Source organism: Kitasatospora sp. NPDC085879, from assembly GCF_040686255.1.
GTDB lineage: Bacteria > Actinomycetota > Actinomycetes > Streptomycetales > Streptomycetaceae > Kitasatospora.
In genome coordinates, this window is the sequence record NZ_JBFBJZ010000103.1 from 1 (window position 1) to 16,923 (window position 16,923).

Consider the following 16,923-nt stretch of genomic DNA (forward strand, 5'->3'; position numbering starts at 1 on the left):
ACGACCACCGGCAGGACGACCTCGTGCTCCTCGAAGCGGCCCATGGCGAGCGGGTCCGCCAGGAGCACGCTGGTGTCGAGAACGTACGTGCGCCGGTCTGGTGTCCGGCGGCTCTTGGAACTGACCACTAGGCCTCCAGAGCGGATGACCCAGCGTCACCCGCGGCTCACCGGTCCCCGCGACCCCGGTGGCCGGGGTACCGGTCTGACCGGTATATGCCCCAGCGGGGCTCCGTGCATACACCTGGGCGCGAACCCGGGGATCACAACTGGTGAACGTTTTGGGGCCTTGACCGGCGGGTATGCGCGACTGACCGGGCGTCAGCGCCTGCCGTGCAGGGGCTGCCGGGCAGGTGTCAGAGCCCCATCCGCCGGTTGCGCAGCTGGTAGTCGCGCAGCGCCCGCAGGAAGTCGACCTTGCGGAAGGCCGGCCAGTACGCCTCGCAGAAGTAGAACTCGCTGTGGGCGCTCTGCCAGAGCAGGAAGCCGGAGAGCCGCTGCTCGCCCGAGGTGCGGATGACCAGGTCGGGGTCGGGCTGGCCCTTGGTGTAGAGGTGCTCGGCGATGTGCTCGACGTCGAGGATCTCGGCCAGCTGCTCGATCGACGTGCCGCGGTCGGCGTGCTCCTGGAGCAGCGAGCGGACGGCGTCGGCGATCTCGTGGCGGCCGCCGTAGCCGACCGCGACGTTGACGGTGACGCCCTCGATGTGCGCGGTGTCGTGGGCGGCCTCCTTGAGCACCTGGGAGGTGCGCGGGGGCAGCAGGTCGAGCGCGCCGACCGGGTTGACCCGCCAGCGCCGGGCCTCGGCGAGGCCGCGGACGGCGTCCTCGATGATGCCGAGCAGCGGGACGAGCTCCTCGGCGGGCCGGGAGAGGTTGTCGGTGGAGAGCATCCACAGCGTGACGACCTTGACGTGCGTCTCGTCGCACCAGCCGAGGAACTCGCTGATCTTGTCGGCGCCGCGCTGGTGGCCCTGGGCGGTGGTGCCGCCGGTGGCGCGCGCCCAGCGGCGGTTGCCGTCGAGGATCACGCCGATGTGCCGCGGGGTGTTGTCGAGGTGGACCTCGACCCGGCGGCCGTACAGGCGGTAGGCGTTGTCCAGCAGGGTGCGCAGACCCGGCGTGCGCTCGACCACATCGCGCAGACCCATGTTCCTCGGCCCCTCCGTGCTCGTTCGCCGCTCGCCGTCCCGGTGCGGAATCCCTCGCGCAGCCTACTCCGGCCGTGTGCGCGGAGGTAAAGCCGCAGGTACCGATGGGGTCACGGCTTCGTCCCCGGTGCGTGCCGGGGGCGGAAGGACCGCTCGGACACGATCAGGTCTCTGCTTCCTTAAGTCAGCCGTAAGACGGCGTAAAGCGGCTGCCGGGTTCTTGACGCCCGGCATTGGTCTAGTCCAGCTTGTGAGCGAGGGCACACCGGAGCCCTTCCCGCACCTCCGCGGCCCCAGCCGTCCCTCCCCCACGCGGAGCCGCCGCGCCCCCCACCGCGGCGGCTCCCCCGCCTTCCTTCAGGAGCCCGCCCATGGCCCGTCACCTCGCGCAGCCGTCCCACCGGCGGCGCCGCCTCTCGCTCCCGGTCGCGGTCGCGGCCGGCACCACCGCCCTCGCGCTGGCCGGCGCCGGCCTGGCGCTGACCGCAGGCGGCGCCGGCGCGGCCGTCGGCAACCTGGTCACCAACGGCGGCTTCGAGGCCGGCAACCTGTCCGGCTGGACCTGCACCGGCACCGCGAGCGCCGTCGGCTCGCCGGTGCACGCGGGCTCGTACGCGCTGAGCGCCGCGCCGAGCAGCTCCGACACCGCCGAGTGCACCCAGACCGTGAGCGTGCTGCCGAACACCAGCTACACGCTGGCCGGTTTCGTGCAGGGCCCGTACGTCTACCTCGGCGCCCGCGGCACCGGCTCGACCGACCCGTCGACCTGGTCCAGCCTCAGCAGCTGGAACCAGCTGTCCACCACCTTCACCACCGGCGCGAGCACCAACAGCATCACGCTCTACGTGCACGGCTGGTACGGCCAGGGCGCCTACAACGCGGACGACGTCACGCTGACCGGCCCGGGCGGCACCGCCACCCCGACCGCCACCCCGACCTCCGCGAAGCCGAGCACCTCCGCCTCCGCCTCGCCGACCTCGTCGCCGACGTCCTCGCCGACCGGCTCGCCGACCTCCAGCCCGACGTCCAGCCCGACCTCGACGCCGACGCCGCCGAACGGCAACCTGCCCAAGCACGCGCTGACCGGCTACTGGCAGAACTTCGACAACGGCGCCCCGGTGCAGAAGCTGCGCGACGTGCAGAGCGCCTACGACATCATCGCGGTCTCCTTCGCGGACGCGACCGGCACGCCCGGCGCGATCAGCTTCACCCTCGACCCGGCGCTGGCCTCCAAGCTCGGCGGCTACACCGCCGCCGACTTCAAGGCGGACATCGCCGCCAAGCACGCGGCCGGCAAGCGCGTCGTCCTCTCCGTCGGCGGCCAGAACGGCGCGATCAGCGTGGCCAACGCGACCGCGGCGAACAACTTCGCCAACACCGCCTACGCGCTGGTCCAGCAGTACGGCTTCGACGGCGTCGACATCGACCTGGAGAACGGCGTCGACCCGACGTACATGTCGCAGGCGCTGCACACCCTGCAGTCCAAGGTCGGCGCGAACTTCATCCTGACCATGGCCCCGGAGACCATCGGGATGTACAGCACCTCCGGTGCGTACTTCCAGCTGGCGCTCAACACCAAGGACATCCTGACCGTCGTCAACACCCAGTTCTACAACTCGGGCGGCATGAACGGCTGCGACGGCAAGGTCTACACCCAGGGCACGATCGACTTCATCACCGCCCAGGTCTGCACCCACATCCAGGGCGGCCTGCGGCCGGACCAGGTCGGCATCGGCGTCCCGGCGTCCAGCCAGGCGGCGGGCGGCGGCTACGTCAACTCCACCGTGGTCAACAACGCGCTGGACTGCCTGGCCACCGGCACCCACTGCGGCAGCTTCGTCCCGCCGGCGAAGTGGCCGACCATCCGCGGTGCGATGACCTGGTCCACCAACTGGGACCTCAAGAACGGCAACGACTTCTCCACCAACGTGGGCGCCCACGCCCACGCGATGCCGTAACCCGCACGGGGCGCGCCGCCTCCTGAGGGTGGGGGCCGGTGCGTCGCTCAGGAGCCCGCCGTACCGCTGGGGTACGGCGGGCTCCGCCCATGTCCGGCGCCCGGGCCGTCAGGCGGCGGCCAGCACCGCGACCAGGGCGCCGAGCAGCAGCGGCGGCCCGAACGGCAGGGCGTCGCCGCGGCCGGCCCGACGGGTCGCCAGCAGCACCACCCCCCAGACGCCGCCCAGCAGGAAGGCCGCGAACACCCCGCCCGCCACCGCGCTCCAGCCGTACAGGCCGAGCACCGCACCGAGGCTCGGCGCCAGCTTGGCGTCGCCGAGGCCGATCGGCAGCAGCAGCGCCAGGGCTCCGTACAGCAGGCCGAGCGCGGCGGCGGCCAGCACGCAGCGCAGCAGCACCTGCGGCCGGTGGTCGGCGAGCGGCAGCAGCACCGCGGTGCCGGCGAACAGCGGCAGGGTCAGCGCGTCCGGCAGTCGCAGCACGGCCGCGTCGACGAAGCCGAGCACCACCCCGAACAGACCCACCCAGCAGAACAGCGGCGCCGACCCGGCGTCCGCCGCCGTGCCCAGTGCGGCGCCGACCGCGGCCGCCACCGCCTCGACCGCGCCCGGCCGCGGCCCGGCCGCCGTCTCCCCGCACCCGGGACAGCGGCCGCCGGGCCATCTCCTCCACCGCCCCGCCGGGCAGCACGTGCGCGGCGGCTCGCCGTACGGCACGGCGTGGCGCACCGCGGCGGCACGCAGCAGCGGTGCGGCGGCCAGTCCCAGCAGTGCGCCGGCCCACGGCCCGATCATCACGGCCTCCCCCTCGTCGGTCGTCCCGATCCTGGCGCGATCCTCGCGCAGGCCGCGCGTCCTGTGGTGTGGAACACGTGATGATCCGCGTAACGGCGCCGTAAAGTAGTCAGGCATGCAGGTCATCCAGTCCAGCAAGCTCGCCAATGTCTGTTACGACATCCGCGGCCCGGTCCTCGACGAGGCGATGCGGCTGGAGGACCAGGGCCACCGCATCCTCAAGCTCAACACCGGCAATCCGGCGGCCTTCGGCTTCGAGGCTCCGCCGGAGATCCTCCAGGACATCCTGAAGAACCTCTCCTCCGCGCACGGCTACGGCGACTCCAAGGGCCTGCTCTCCGCCCGCCGGGCCGTGGTGATGCACTACGAGGAGCGCGGCCTGCACGGGCTGACCGTCGAGGACGTCTTCCTCGGCAACGGCGTGTCCGAGCTCATCCAGCTGGCGATGACCGCGCTGCTCGACGACGGCGACGAGGTGCTCGTCCCGGCTCCGGACTACCCGCTCTGGACGGCCTCCGTCTCGCTGGCCGGCGGCACCGCCGTGCACTACCGCTGCGACGAGCAGTCCGAGTGGTACCCGGACCTCGCCGACATCGAGGCCAAGGTCACCGACCGGACCAGGGCCATCGTGGTGATCAACCCCAACAATCCCACCGGCGCGGTGTACCCGCGCGAGGTGTTGGAGGGGATCGTCGAGATCGCCCGCCGGAACAAGCTGGTGGTCTACGCGGACGAGATCTACGACAAGATCCTCTACGACGACGCCGAGCACGTGCCGCTGGCCACCCTCGCGCCGGACCTCTTCTGCGTCACCTTCAACGGCATGTCCAAGTCCTACCGGGTGGCGGGGTTCCGATCCGGCTGGATGGTGCTCTCGGGCGAGCGGCACCGCGCGGCCAGCTACATCGAGGGGCTCACCGTGCTCGCCTCGATGCGGCTGTGCGCCAACATGCCGGCGCAGCACGCGGTGGCCGCGGCGCTCGGCGGCCGGCAGTCGATCAAGGACCTGCTGCTGCCGGGCGGGCGGCTGCTGGAGTCGCGGGACACCGCGTACCGGCTGCTGAACGAGATCCCGGGCATCAGCTGTGTGAAGCCGAAGGGCGCGCTCTACGCGTTCCCGCGGCTGGACCCGCAGGTGTACAAGGTCAAGGACGACGCGCAGATGGTGCTCGACCTGCTGCGGGCCCAGCGGATCCTGATCGTCCAGGGCACCGGCTTCAACTGGCCCGACCCGGACCACTTCCGGCTGGTCACGCTGCCCCGCGCCGAGGACATCGCCGACGCCGTCACCCGCATCGGCGAGTTCCTCAGCGGCTACGCCCAGCCGTAGGGCGAACGTTCGGGCACGCCAGAAGGGGCGCGGGGAATCCCCGCGCCCCTTCTGTGCGTCAGCGGTCGAGCAGCGCCGCCCCCCGGTGAGGAGGAGGGGCGGCGCTCCCTCAAACCCGGGCTTGTCAGCCCAGGCGCTTCACCAGCGCGCGGTACTCGTCCCAGAGCTCGGTCGGCGTGTGCTCGCCGTACAGCTCCAGGTGGGACGGGACCAGCGCGGCCTCCTGGCGCCAGATGTCGGCGTCCACGGAGAACAGCAGGTCGAGATCGGCCTGCGGGATGTCGAGGCCGCCGAGGTCGAAGTCGTCGACCTCCGGCAGCACGCCGATCGGGGTCTCGACGCCCTTGCCGGTGCCCTCCAGCCGCTCGACGATCCACTTGAGCACGCGGCTGTTCTCGCCGAAGCCCGGCCAGATGAACTTGCCGTCGCTGTTCTTGCGGAACCAGTTGACGTAGTAGATCTTCGGGAGCTTCGAGGCGTCGGCCTGGGCGCCGATCTTCAGCCAGTGGGCGAAGTAGTCGCCCATGTTGTAGCCGCAGAACGGCAGCATCGCGAACGGGTCGCGGCGCAGCTCGCCGACGGTGCCCTCCTGCGCGGCGGTCTTCTCGGAGGCGATGTTGGCGCCGAGGAAGACGCCGTGCTGCCAGTCGAAGGACTCGGTGACCAGCGGGACGGCGGTGGCGCGGCGGCCGCCGAAGAGGATGGCCGAGATCGGGACGCCGGCCTGGTCCTCCCACTCGGGCGCGATGGTCGGGCACTGCGCGGCCGGGACGGCGAACCGGGCGTTGGGGTGGGCGGCGGGCGTGCCGGACTCCGGCGTCCAGTCGTTGCCGCGCCAGTCGGTGAGGTGCGCCGGGGGCTGCTCGGTGAGGCCCTCCCACCACACGTCGCCGTCGTCGGTGAGGGCGACGTTGGTGAAGACGGTGTTGCCCCAGAGGGTGTCGATGGCGTTGGCGTTGGTGTCGACGCCGGTGCCGGGGGCGACGCCGAAGAAGCCGGCCTCGGGGTTGATGGCGTAGAGACGGCCGTCGGCGCCGAAGCGCATCCAGGCGATGTCGTCGCCGATCGTCTCGACCTTCCAGCCCGGGATGGTGGGCTGGAGCATGGCGAGGTTGGTCTTGCCGCAGGCGGACGGGAAGGCTGCCGCGATGTACTTGGCCTCACCGCTGGGCGGGGTGAGCTTGAGGACGAGCATGTGCTCGGCCAGCCAGCCCTCGTCGCGGGCCATGGTGGAGGCGATGCGCAGCGCGTAGCACTTCTTGCCGAGCAGGGCGTTGCCGCCGTAGCCGGAGCCGAAGGACCAGATCTCGCGGGTCTCCGGGAAGTGCGAGATGTACTTGGTGGAGTTGCAGGGCCACGGCACGTCGGCCTCGCCCGCGGCGAGCGGGGCGCCGACGGTGTGCACGGCCTTGACGAACTCGCCGTCCTCGCCGAGCTGGTCGATCACGGCCTGGCCCATGCGGGTCATGACGCGCATGGAGACGGCGACGTAGGCGGAGTCGGTGATCTCGACGCCGTACGCGGCCAGCGGGGAGCCGACCGGGCCCATGGAGAAGGGCACGACGTACATCGTGCGGCCCTTCATCGAGCCGCGGAAGAGGCCGTTCTCGCCCGCGAAGACCGCCCGCATCTCGGCCGGGGCCTTCCAGTTGTTGGTCGGGCCCGCGTCCTCCTCCTTCTCGGAGCAGATGTAGGTGCGGTCCTCGACCCGGGCGACGTCGGTCGGGTCGGACGCGGCGTAGAACGAGTTGGGGCGCTTCTCGTCGTTGAGCTTCTTGAAGGTGCCCTGGGCGACCAGCAGCTCGGCGAGGCGGTGGTACTCGGCCTCGGAGCCGTCGCACCACTCAATGCGGTCGGGCTGGGTCAGTTCGGCGATCTCGGCGACCCAGTCCAGCAGGCGCTGGTGGCGGGTGGGCGCGGACTCGGCGAGCGCAGACTTCAGAGGCGACACGTTCGCTCCGTTTCACACCATCTCGGCCAGGAGACGGCATCGCGGGGGTTTGAGGGTGATTACACGGTAGCCCTGAGGAGCAGGGCCTTTTGGGCCACTTCGTAGTACGGTCTGAATTTCTTACGCCTCTGCGTCCAGGAAAGAACCGGCGAAGGGTCGATTTCGGCCGCACCGGCGTCGACACTGAGACCTGGGTAACACTCCAAAATGTCCAAAAGTGATGACCGCCACTGACTACTTGGCAGTAACCTACGGTTCCGTAAGATGTCGCGCATGACTGCTGCGGACCTCACTGCGGACCTCGCCTGCGCCGGCGAGTCCCTGAAGCCCAAGTGGCGCGGCTGGCTGCATGCCGGCATGTTCCCCGCCTCGGTGGCGGCCGGGATCGTCCTGATCTGCCTGGCCGACTCGGCGGCCGCCACGGCCGCCTGCGCGATCTACTCGGTGACCGCCTGGCTGCTGTTCGGGGTGAGCGCGGTCTACCACCGCTTCACCTGGGGCCCGCGCGGCGAGGCGATCCTGCGCCGGCTCGACCACGCCAACATCTTCCTGATCATCGCGGGCACCTACACCCCGTTCACCATCCTGCTGCTGGACGGGGCCGCGCAGCAGGCACTGCTCTGGGCGGTCTGGGGCGGAGCACTGCTCGGCATCGCGTTCCGGGTGTTCTGGGTGGGCGCGCCGCGCTGGCTCTACACCCCGGTCTACCTGGCGCTCGGCTGGGCCGCGGCCTTCTTCCTGCCGGACTTCCTGCGCACCGGCGGCGCCGCCGTACTCACCCTGATGATCGTCGGCGGCGGCCTCTACAGCCTTGGCGGCGTGGTCTACGGCCTGAAGCGGCCGAACCCCTCACCCCGCTGGTTCGGCTTCCACGAGGTCTTCCACGCCTTCACCCTCGGCGCGTTCATCGTCCAGTACGTCGGCGTCTCACTGGTCGCGTACCGCGCGGCCGGCTGAGGAGGCCCGCAGCTCCAGGCGTTCCTGGGCCCGGCGGCAGCGCTCGCAGTGCGCCGCGCCGGGCCCTTCGCCGGTCGGCCGGGGGTGCGCCTTGGCCCGGAACCGCCGGGCCACATGGGCCATCACCAGCAGTGTCTCGACCGCGGCCACGATCCAGACCGCCCTCGGCCCGCCGGCCAGGTAGCCCGCGATCACGGCCAGCGCGGCCGACACCGCCACCACCGCACCCCAGAACTGTGCGCTCCGCAGCGCCATCGGCTCGCCTCCCGCCAGGTGACAGATCGTCAGATTCCTCCTCGCCTACGGTGACATGCTCAGCGCCCCCGGAGGAGAACTCCGGATCAACAGTGCGTCAACACCTCGTGCCGAGCGGATGCTCCGTCTCCGAAACATCCCCGCGGACGGCCCCCGGCGGCCGGGCCCCGGAAAGCCGACGGGCGGCCCGGCCGGTCCTGGGACCGGCCGGGCCGCCCCGGGGGCGCACCCTCGGACGGGCTACCGCCGGGCGCCGCGCCGGCGGACGGCCAGCCCCGCCCCTACCAGCGCGGTGACCGCGAGCGCCGCGCCCGCCGCCACCGCAGGTCCGCGCCGGGACGGCTCCGCGGCGGCGCCCTGCTCCGCCGCCCAGCCGCCGCCCGCGCCGGCCCGGTCGTAGGCCGAGCCGGGCAGCCGGTCGCCGTACCGCGCGTGCACCAGCCGCTGGTAGTCGGCGAGCGTGGTGCCGCCCGGTCCGACCGAGCGGCGGGCGTCCTCGTCCAGCGGCAGCACCCGGCCGCCGCGCAGCACGTACCAGGCGTCGATCTGCGGTTCGCGGAAGGCGGTGCCGCCACCGGTGGCCGCGGCCTGCGCGGGGTAGTCGGTCTCGTCGCTGCCGGAGGCGATGTTGACCACCCGCCAGCCGCCGCCGTCGTGGACCGTCCACACCGACGCGGTGCGGCCGTCCGCGGCGACCGCCTTGCCGGCGACGAACTCCACCCGGGCGACCGGGGCTCCGGCCGTGCCGGCGACGAAGCCCTCGTTGAGGCTGTAGACGGCGACGGCCCCGCCGACCAGGGCCGGGGCGGCCTGCGCCGCGGCCCTCACCTCCTCGGCCGGGGAGAGTCCGGCCGCGCCGGACGGCCTGCCCTCGCGGGCGAAGAACCGGCCGATCCGGTCGAGTGCGGCGGGCGAACCGGCGGCCGCACCGGCCGCGGACAGCTCGGCCGGGGCGATCGGCGCCGGGGCCGCCGGGCCGTCCGCGGCCGAGGCGAGCGGCGCGGCCGCGAGGCCGGCGGAGCCGGCGAGGAGGAGGGCGGCGAGGTGTCTCGGATATCTGGTCACGGCTGTCTCCTCACGCGCCGATCCGGTACAGGGAGTGGGTCCAGTCGAAGCCGCTGTTGCTGGTGTAGTAGCGGTAGTCCGCCCAGTTGTAGCGGTAGTTGGACGGCCAGGGGTCGCCCCAGTAGACCCAGTTGCTGCCGGCGTCGTAGCCGTAGAGGACGTGCATGTGGCCGCCGCCGGAGGACCACTGGATGCGGGTCTCCACCGGGCGCCCGGCGTCGATCTCGCCCTGGACGGTGGCGTAGCCGAGGTAGCCGCTCACATAGCGGCCGGGAGCGATGCCGATCCGCCGGAAGGCGTTCTGGACGTCGCCGAGGGTGGCCTGGCTGTTCGGGCAGGCGGAGTCGACGGCGCGGCCGAACGCCAGGTTGCAGAACTGGTTCTGGCTGTAGCCGTAGCCGTAGAAGGCCGCGACGGTGTTGCCGCTCGCCGCCCAGCACCAGTTGGACTGCTGCTGTTGCTGCATGGTGATGCCGAGGGTGCGGGCCGCGGACAGGCCGGCGGCGGGCGCGGTTCCGGGTGCGGTGACGGGTGCGGTGACGGGTGCGGAGGTCCGGACGGGGGCGGCCTGCGCCGGGGAGGGGGCGGCCGCCGTGAGGGCGGGGGCGAGGACGCCGAGCGCGAGTGCGGCGACCGCACGGCGCAGGCGTCCCGGCCCCGGGGGAAGGGGAGTTGACGGCATGGGGATTCCTCCTGCGGTGGGGCGTAGGAAGAGGTGTGGGGGCGCGTCCGGACGCGGTGCCAAGAGCATCGGGCGCCGCCCGGCGGCGGTCAACGCGCGGCCCGGCGGCGGAGGGCGGAGTGTGAACGCCCGCCCTCCGGATGTGAACGCGGCCCGCCCGCCACGTCCGTACCTGATGACACGGCGGGCACCGGGTGTGAATATTCACCGCAGCCTCGGAGGTGGTCATGCAGCCGACCGTCCAGCCGGATCTCGCCGCCGTGCTCCGCACCGGCCCGTTCCATCTCGCCCTGCGCACCGCCATCGCCGCCCGCGGCCTCGCCCTGCAGCGGGTCCAGGAGCGCCTCGCCCGGCGCGGGGTCCGGGTCGGCGTCACCAGCCTCAGCTACTGGCAGCAGGGCCGGCGGCGGCCCGAACGTCCTGAGTCGCTGCGGGCGGTGGCCGCGCTGGAGGCGGTGCTCGACCTTCCGGAGCACTCGCTGACCCGGCTGCTCGGCCCGATCCGGGCGCCGGCCGGGCCCACCGGGCCGGCCAGCCTGCCGTACCGCGATCTGATCCGGCCGACGAGCGCCGTCGACGGGCTGATCGAGGCGATCGCCGGCCCGCCCGACTCCGGGCTGCACACCGTGGTGCACATCGAGCGGATCCGGATCGACGCCCGGCGCCGGCTGGCCCGGCGGGACTCCCAGCACGCGCTGCGCGCCCACCGCGACGGGGTGGACCGCTACCTCGCCATCCACCAGGGCGACCCCGGCGCGGACCCGGGCCGGGTGGTCCTGCGCGCCGAGGAGAACTGCCGGCCCGGCCGGATCCGCCGCGACCCGGCGGCCGGCCTGCTGGTCGCCGAGCTGCTGCTGGACCGCCGGCTGCGCGCCGGTGAGACGCACCTGCTCGGCTACGGCTTCGACGACGCGCCGACCGCGACACCGAGCTGCGAGTACGTCCGCGGTTTCAATGCGGGCGCCGGCCAGTACGTCCTGCAGATCACCTTCGACCCGGCGGCGCTGCCCGTCCGCTGCCACCGGTTCGCCGTCCGTACACCGGGCGAGCCGCCGTACGAGACGGAGGAGCTGACCCTGGACGGGCACCACGGCGTGCACCTGGTGGCGACCGGGCTGCCGCCCGGGCTGCTCGGCATCGGCTGGGCCTGGGACTGACCGGACGTCAGCCCGCGGTGAACTCCAGCGTCAGATGATCGACCACCGCCCGGTACCCGAGCTTCTGGTAGATCGAGTTGCTGACCGGGTTGGCCAGGTCGGTGAAGAGCAGCACCTCGGTCGCGCCGGCCGCCAGCGCGTGCGCCGAGGCGGCGGCGACGACACCGCTCGCGTAGCCGCGCCCGCGCAGGTCGACGGGGGTGAAGACCGGGCCGATCCGGGACATCCCGGCGACCACGGGGCTGGCGCCGGCGAAGGCGACCGGGCGGCCTCCGTCCTCCCAGACGTGCAGGCTGCCGGCGGCGATCCGGCGGTCGACGTAGGCGCCGTGGTCGACCGGCCGCCTCTCGCCGATCTCGGCCATGAAGGCGGCGGACCACGCGACGAGCTGCTCCCGGTCGGCCGGCCGCGCGGGCCTGGCGGCACCGGCGGGCACCGGGGAGGGGGCTTCCAGCCGGGCCAGCCGGTAGAGCCGCTCGTCCATGGCGCTCTCGGCCCGGACGGCCCCCTCGGCGGCGGGCGGCCAGGCGGCGGCGAAGGCCAGGGAGGCCGCCCGCTCGCCGCCCGCCCCGGCCACCGACCCGCGCCGGGCGTGCAGCAGCACGGCGAGTTCGGCCGCCGCGGCGGCGGACATCCGGCCGAGCCGCACCGGGAACGGCGGGGTGTGCGCGAAGGCGCCCTCGACCGGGCCGCCCGGCGCGGCCCGCCAGTGGCCGAACGCCGGGTCCGCGTCACCGAAGGCGTGCGGACCGTTCTTGGCGAGCCAGTCGAGCAGCGTGAGCAGCACGGTGTTCTCGGCCGGGTGTGCGGCGAGGAAGCCGCCGGCCTCGGCGAGGAAGGCGTCCGGGTCGTTCGTCAGCGTCCAGGTCATGCCCCATCCTGGCGCCGCGCACAACCCGTGCGCCTCCGAATTACCGTAGCCGCTCGGCGAGTTCGGCGGCGTCCGCGGTGGGCGCGTCGCAGCTGAAGTGCCGGCAGACGTACGCGGCGGGGCGCCCGCCGAGCAGTGGCCGGTCGGCGAGCAGCGGGACCTCCTTGCCGCCCGGCTCGCCCACCGCGACGACCGCGCCGGGCGCGGTGGCGAGCAGCGCGGTGCGGTGCAGCTCGGCGGTGGCCGGGTCACCGGCCGGGCCGACCACGGCGACCTCCCGCGGGCCGTCGAGCAGCGCCTCGGCGACGGCGAGGCCCCAGCCGATGAAGCGGGGCGCCCGGCTGCCGAGTGCGCCGACGACGCCGAGCGCCCGCTCGGCCGCGGTGCGGTGGCGCTCGGAGCCGGTGTAGGCGGCGTGGGCGAGGAGAGCGCCGGCGGCGGCCGTCCATCCGGAGGGGGTGGCGTTGTCGGTCGGGTCCTGCGGGCGGCGGATGAGCTCCTCGGCGTCGTCCGCGGTGTCGTAGAGGGCGCCCGACGCGGCGTCGGTGAAGTGGGCGAGGACGGTGTCGAGGAGGCCGCCGGCCAGGTCGAGCCACTCGGCCTCGCCGGTGACGGCGTACAGGGCGAGGAAGCCCTCGGCGGTGTCGGCGTAGTCCTCCAGGACGCCGGCGTTGGCGCCGGCCCGGCCGTCCCGGGAGGTGCGCAGCAGGCGTCCGTCGGCGGTGAGGTGGACGGCGAGCAGCAGGTCGGCGGCGCGTTCCGCGGCCTCGACCAGGTCGGGGCGGTCCAGCAGGGCCCCGGTCTCGGCGAGGGCGGCGATGGCGAGGCCGTTCCAGGCGGCGACGACCTTGTCGTCCCGGGCGGGGGCGGGCCGTTCGGCGCGGGCCTCGAAGAGGCGGGTGCGGATCCGCTCGTACGCCTCGGGGTCGGCGGGGTCGCGGAGCAGCTGGAGGACCGAGCTGCCGTGCTCGAAGGTGCCGGTGACCTCGAAGAGTTCGGCGGCGAGGGCGGCGTCCTCGGGGCCGAGCGCGGCGGCGAGCTGCTCCGGGGTCCAGGCGTAGTAGGCGCCCTCGGCGGACGTGCCGGTGGCCGGGTCGAGCGAGTCGGCGTCCAGGGCGGAGGCGAAGCCGCCCTCGGGGGTGCGCAGTTCGCGCAGCAGGAAGTCGGCGGTGTCCAGGGCGGTGCGGCGGGCCCGGGCGTCGCCGGTGGCGCGCCACAGGTGGAGGTAGGTGCGGAGCAGCAGCGCGTTGTCGTAGAGCATCTTCTCGAAGTGCGGCACGACCCAGTCGGCGTCCACCGAGTAGCGGGCGAAGCCGCCGCCGAGCTGGTCGTACAGACCGCCTCGGGACATCGCGTCGCAGGTGCGCACGGCCATCTCCAGGGCGGCGGCCGAGCCGGTGCGGGCGTGGTGGCGCAGCAGCCACTCCACCGTCATGGACGGCGGGAACTTGGGGGCGCCGCCGAAGCCGCCGCGGCGCTCGTCGTAGCCGCGGGCGAGTTCGATCAGGGCGGCGTGCAGGTCGGCCTCGCCGGGGGCGGGCAGCACGCCGGCGCCCGCGCCGTAGACCCGGGCGCGTTCCTGCAGGTCGGCGCGGATCCGGCCGGCGACCTCGCCGACCTCGTCGCGGCGGTCGCGCCAGGCGGCGGTGACGCCCTCCAGGACCTGCCGGAAGCCGGGCATGCCGTGCCGGGGCTCGGGCGGGAAGTAGGTGCCGAAGTAGAACGGCTCCTTGGCCGGCGTGAGGAAGACCGTCATCGGCCAGCCGCCCTGGCCGGTGGCGGCCTGGACGGCCTCCATGTAGACGGCGTCGACGTCGGGCCGCTCCTCGCGGTCGACCTTGACGGCGACGAAGTGCTCGTTGGCGTAGGCGGCGACCGTCTCGTCCTCGAACGACTCGTGCGCCATCACGTGGCACCAGTGGCATGCCGCGTACCCGACCGACAGCAGCACCGGGACCTGCCGCCGTTCGGCCTCGGCGAAGGCCTCGGGGCCCCAGGGCCACCAGTCGACCGGGTTGTCGGCGTGCTGGAGGAGGTACGGCGAGGTCGCGTCCGCGAGACGGTTCGGCATGGGCCCATCCTTCCGCATCGCCGCGGGGGTGACACAGTGCCGCGTCGTGGAACGACGAATGATCGACGGCAGCGGCCGGTACGCCGAGCAGCGCCCCGTGCGACTACTCCTTGGGGGTCTCCGGCTCCTCGACGAAGTCGATCTTCTTGAAGCGGCTGTTCATGGACTTCAGCAGGAACCAGGTGGCGATGCCGAGGGCCGCGAAGACGACGAAGCCGAGCAGGCCCGGGGTGACCTTGTTCTGGTCGAGGGCGAGGTCGGCGGCGAGGTGGGTGAGGTTCACGGGGGTGCTCATCTCTCCATGGTGGCCCGGCCCTACACAGGCCGGGCCACCGGGGTGGTGCAGGGGGTGCGCGTTACTTGCGCAGGCCCGCGAACAGGTCGTTCTCGGGCAGGTCGGTGTCGACGTGGGAGCGGACCAGCTCGTAGTCCTCGGTGGGCCACACCTCGCGCTGGACGTCCAGCGGGACGCGGAACCACGGTCCGTCCGGGTCGATCTGGGTGGCGTGCGCGATCAGCGCCTTGTCGCGGATCTCGAAGAAGTCGTCGCAGACCACGCGGGTGGTGATCTCGCGCTCCTTGCGGCCGCTCTTCTCCCAGCCGGCGATCCACTCGCCGTACGGGGAGTCGTGCCCGTTCTCGCTGAGGTAGGCGTGCAGGGCGCGGATGCGGCCCATCGGGAAGCCGTGGTTGTAGTACAGCTTCTGCGGCTGCCAGGGCTCGCCGGCCTCCGGGTAGGCCTCCGGGTCGCCGGCGGCGTCGAAGGCCACCATGGTGATCTTGTGGGTCATGATGTGGTCCGGGTGCGGGTACCCGCCGTTCTCGTCGTACGTGGTGATCACGTGCGGGCGGAACTCGCGGATCAGCTTCACCAGGGTGCCGGCCGCGGTGTCCACGTCCTCCAGGGCGAAGCAGCCCTCGGGGAGCGGCGGCAGCGGGTCGCCCTCGGGCAGCCCGGAGTCGACGTAGCCCAGCCAGGCCTGGTCGACGCCGAGGATCTCCCGGGCGGCGTCCATCTCCTTGCGGCGCACCTCGTGGATGTTCTCCTCCACCCAGGCGTCGCCCTGCAGCTTCGGATTGAGGATCGACCCCCGTTCGCCACCTGTGCAGGTGGCCACCAGCACGTCCACCCCCTGGGAGACGTACATCGCCATGGTGGCGGCGCCCTTGCTGGACTCGTCGTCCGGGTGCGCGTGCACCGCCATCAGTCGCAACTGCTCGCTCAACGCCTGGTTTCCTTCCAGGTATGTCCGGTTCGTCGGGTCGGCTCCCCCGCCGACTCCGGCGCGGACGTGCCCCTTCTATAGTGACGGACTGAGGAGCCGCTCCATTCCCGCTTCCGCCCGAGCGCGCCTCGTCGAAAGGACCGAGCCGGACATGGACCCCAGCCGTACGACCGCAGCCCCGCCGGAGGGCCGGTACAGCCGACGCTCCGACGCCGAGGCGGACCGTCGGCTGCGGATCGCCGCCGTGGTCTGCGGCGTGCTGTTCCTCGGCGTGGTGGCCTGGCTGGGCACCTCGTACATCCTGCGCGAGAGCGTGATCAGCGGTACCGTGCCGTCCTTCGAGGCGGTGTCCGACCACGAGGTGCAGCTGCAGCTGTCGGTGCGCAAGGAGACGGGCACCGCGGGTGTCTGCACGGTACGGTCGATGGCGGCGGACAAGTCCGTGGTCGGCCAGTACGACTTCCCGGTGCCGGCCGAGGGCAGCACCTGGTCGCAGGTGGTGACGCTGCGCACCACCGCCCGCGGGGTGACCGCCGAGCTGCTTGGCTGCACGCCGCGCCACTGAGCCGTCACCCGCCGGCGTGTGGGTGTTTCCCCTTTGCACATCTCCCCCTTCCGGGCGCATATTCGAGCGTATGGGCGGGCATCCCGTACGGAGTTGCCGCAGGCCCTGCGGCAACCGGCCGGCGCCAATGCCCGCGAGCGCCCCTCCCACCGGGAGGCGGAAATTGTTAGGCTCGTGGTTTCGCCCCTTCCGAGCCCCAGTGCACGGGAGCGGGCGTTGCTTTGTAGTTACGACCGACAACATCTGCATCTGCTGACGATCAACCCTCAGCACAGCCCAGTACCGACGAGGAGCACCTGTGACCCAGACCAGCGAAGACGTGACCTGGCTCACTCAGTCCGGCTACGACCAGCTCAAGGCCGAGCTGGAGCACCTGACCGGCCCCTGGCGCAGCGAGATCGCCCAGAAGATCGAGGCGGCGCGCGAGGAGGGTGACCTCAAGGAGAACGCCGGCTACCACGCGGCCAAGGAGGAGCAGGGCAAGTACGAGGCCCGCATCCGTCAGCTCACCCAGCTGCTGGAGCGCGCCAAGGTGGGCGAGGCCCCCGCGGACTCCGGCATCGTCGCCCCGGGCATGGTGGTGACCGTCGCCTTCGACGGCGACGAGGACGACACCATGCGCTTCCTGCTCGGCTCCCGTGAGGTCGCCGGCGACGACCTGGACATCTACTCGCCGCAGTCGCCGCTGGGCCGCGCCATCAACGGCAAGAAGGTCGGCGAGGACGCCACCTACGAGCTGCCGAACGGCAAGCAGGCCGGCGTGAAGATCATCGAGGCCAAGCCGCACGCCGGCTGAGCCCGCGCACGCCACGAGGGGCGGGGGGCGGCGCGCGGGCGGGGGCGCCCCCCCCCCGCGACGCCCCCCCCCCCACCCCCCCCCCCCGCCGCCC

The 16,923-nt window shown here is 72.9% G+C and carries 17 protein-coding genes; 6 read left to right on the forward strand and 11 right to left on the reverse strand.

Going from position 1 to position 16,923, the window contains the following annotated elements; translation table 11 throughout:
• Nucleotides 1-128 (reverse strand): PIN domain-containing protein (locus tag AB0P35_RS38475; protein ID WP_363520549.1); only part of this gene is annotated, 128 nt, incomplete at its 3' end.
• A 227-nt stretch (nucleotides 129-355) separates the two neighbouring features.
• Entirely contained in the window at nucleotides 356-1,150 is a 795-nt protein-coding gene (locus AB0P35_RS38480) for an isoprenyl transferase (RefSeq protein ID WP_095873368.1), read from the reverse strand.
• Nucleotides 1,151-1,521: 371 nt separating this feature from the next.
• Between AB0P35_RS38480 and AB0P35_RS38485 the strand changes: the two genes are divergently transcribed.
• Nucleotides 1,522-3,108 (forward strand): glycosyl hydrolase family 18 protein, encoded by a 1,587-nt coding sequence (locus tag AB0P35_RS38485; protein ID WP_363520521.1) that lies wholly within the window; start codon nucleotides 1,522-1,524, stop codon nucleotides 3,106-3,108.
• Nucleotides 3,109-3,216: 108 nt separating this feature from the next.
• Here the strand turns inward: AB0P35_RS38485 and AB0P35_RS38490 are convergent, their stop codons facing one another.
• Nucleotides 3,217-3,903 carry an A24 family peptidase gene (locus tag AB0P35_RS38490; protein ID WP_363520523.1) on the reverse strand — a complete coding sequence of 229 codons (687 nt, stop codon included), beginning with the start codon at nucleotides 3,901-3,903 and terminating at the stop codon, nucleotides 3,217-3,219.
• Nucleotides 3,904-4,018: 115 nt separating this feature from the next.
• Here AB0P35_RS38490 and AB0P35_RS38495 point away from each other — a divergent pair, with 115 nt between their 5' ends.
• Entirely contained in the window at nucleotides 4,019-5,233 is a 1,215-nt protein-coding gene (locus AB0P35_RS38495; protein ID WP_095873371.1) for a pyridoxal phosphate-dependent aminotransferase, read from the forward strand.
• Nucleotides 5,234-5,357: 124 nt separating this feature from the next.
• On the opposite strand, the gene AB0P35_RS38500 is transcribed toward AB0P35_RS38495, so the two are convergent.
• A complete protein-coding gene (locus tag AB0P35_RS38500; protein WP_179419383.1) occupies nucleotides 5,358-7,184 on the reverse strand; it encodes a phosphoenolpyruvate carboxykinase (GTP) in 1,827 nt (608 codons plus the stop codon).
• Between the two features lie 273 nt (nucleotides 7,185-7,457).
• Between AB0P35_RS38500 and AB0P35_RS38505 the strand changes: the two genes are divergently transcribed.
• Nucleotides 7,458-8,141 (forward strand): hemolysin III family protein, encoded by a 684-nt coding sequence (locus tag AB0P35_RS38505; RefSeq protein WP_363520526.1) that lies wholly within the window; start codon nucleotides 7,458-7,460, stop codon nucleotides 8,139-8,141.
• Here the strand turns inward: AB0P35_RS38505 and AB0P35_RS38510 are convergent.
• The 3 genes from AB0P35_RS38510 to AB0P35_RS38520 form a co-directional block, all read right to left on the reverse strand.
• Nucleotides 8,112-8,396, reverse strand: coding sequence for a hypothetical protein (locus AB0P35_RS38510; protein WP_363520529.1), 285 nt, complete (start codon nucleotides 8,394-8,396; stop codon nucleotides 8,112-8,114). The genes AB0P35_RS38505 and AB0P35_RS38510 overlap by 30 nt on opposite strands.
• 240 nt (nucleotides 8,397-8,636) lie before the next feature.
• Nucleotides 8,637-9,461 carry a hypothetical protein gene (locus AB0P35_RS38515; RefSeq protein WP_363520531.1) on the reverse strand — a complete coding sequence of 275 codons (825 nt, stop codon included), beginning with the start codon at nucleotides 9,459-9,461 and terminating at the stop codon, nucleotides 8,637-8,639.
• Nucleotides 9,462-9,471: 10 nt separating this feature from the next.
• Entirely contained in the window at nucleotides 9,472-10,143 is a 672-nt protein-coding gene (locus AB0P35_RS38520; protein WP_363520533.1) for a papain-like cysteine protease family protein, read from the reverse strand.
• A 227-nt stretch (nucleotides 10,144-10,370) separates the two neighbouring features.
• Between AB0P35_RS38520 and AB0P35_RS38525 the strand changes: the two genes are divergently transcribed.
• Nucleotides 10,371-11,300, forward strand: a complete 930-nt coding sequence (locus tag AB0P35_RS38525; RefSeq protein ID WP_363520536.1) for a hypothetical protein — start codon at nucleotides 10,371-10,373, stop codon at nucleotides 11,298-11,300.
• 7 nt (nucleotides 11,301-11,307) lie between these two features.
• On the opposite strand, the gene AB0P35_RS38530 is transcribed toward AB0P35_RS38525, so the two are convergent.
• The 4 genes from AB0P35_RS38530 to mca all read right to left on the reverse strand — a co-directional run bounded on the left by AB0P35_RS38530 (nucleotide 11,308) and on the right by mca (nucleotide 15,468).
• Complete coding sequence (locus AB0P35_RS38530; protein ID WP_363520539.1) at nucleotides 11,308-12,171, reverse strand: GNAT family N-acetyltransferase; 864 nt, start codon at nucleotides 12,169-12,171, stop codon at nucleotides 11,308-11,310.
• A 40-nt stretch (nucleotides 12,172-12,211) separates the two neighbouring features.
• Nucleotides 12,212-14,242, reverse strand: a complete 2,031-nt coding sequence (locus tag AB0P35_RS38535) for a thioredoxin domain-containing protein (protein WP_363520541.1) — start codon at nucleotides 14,240-14,242, stop codon at nucleotides 12,212-12,214.
• Nucleotides 14,243-14,345: 103 nt separating this feature from the next.
• Nucleotides 14,346-14,537 carry a hypothetical protein gene (locus AB0P35_RS38540; RefSeq protein ID WP_095873379.1) on the reverse strand — a complete coding sequence of 64 codons (192 nt, stop codon included), beginning with the start codon at nucleotides 14,535-14,537 and terminating at the stop codon, nucleotides 14,346-14,348.
• A 61-nt stretch (nucleotides 14,538-14,598) separates the two neighbouring features.
• Complete coding sequence (gene mca, locus AB0P35_RS38545; protein ID WP_095873380.1) at nucleotides 14,599-15,468, reverse strand: mycothiol conjugate amidase Mca; 870 nt, start codon at nucleotides 15,466-15,468, stop codon at nucleotides 14,599-14,601.
• A 151-nt stretch (nucleotides 15,469-15,619) separates the two neighbouring features.
• On the opposite strand from mca, the gene AB0P35_RS38550 reads away from it, so the two are divergent.
• Both AB0P35_RS38550 and greA read left to right on the forward strand, forming a co-directional pair.
• Entirely contained in the window at nucleotides 15,620-16,033 is a 414-nt protein-coding gene (locus AB0P35_RS38550) for a DUF4307 domain-containing protein (protein WP_363520546.1), read from the forward strand.
• A gap of 298 nt (nucleotides 16,034-16,331) precedes the next feature.
• Nucleotides 16,332-16,829: a transcription elongation factor GreA gene (gene greA / locus AB0P35_RS38555; RefSeq protein WP_095873382.1), complete on the forward strand. Its 498-nt coding sequence runs from the start codon at nucleotides 16,332-16,334 to the stop codon at nucleotides 16,827-16,829.
• The last annotated feature ends 94 nt before the right edge of the window (nucleotides 16,830-16,923 follow it).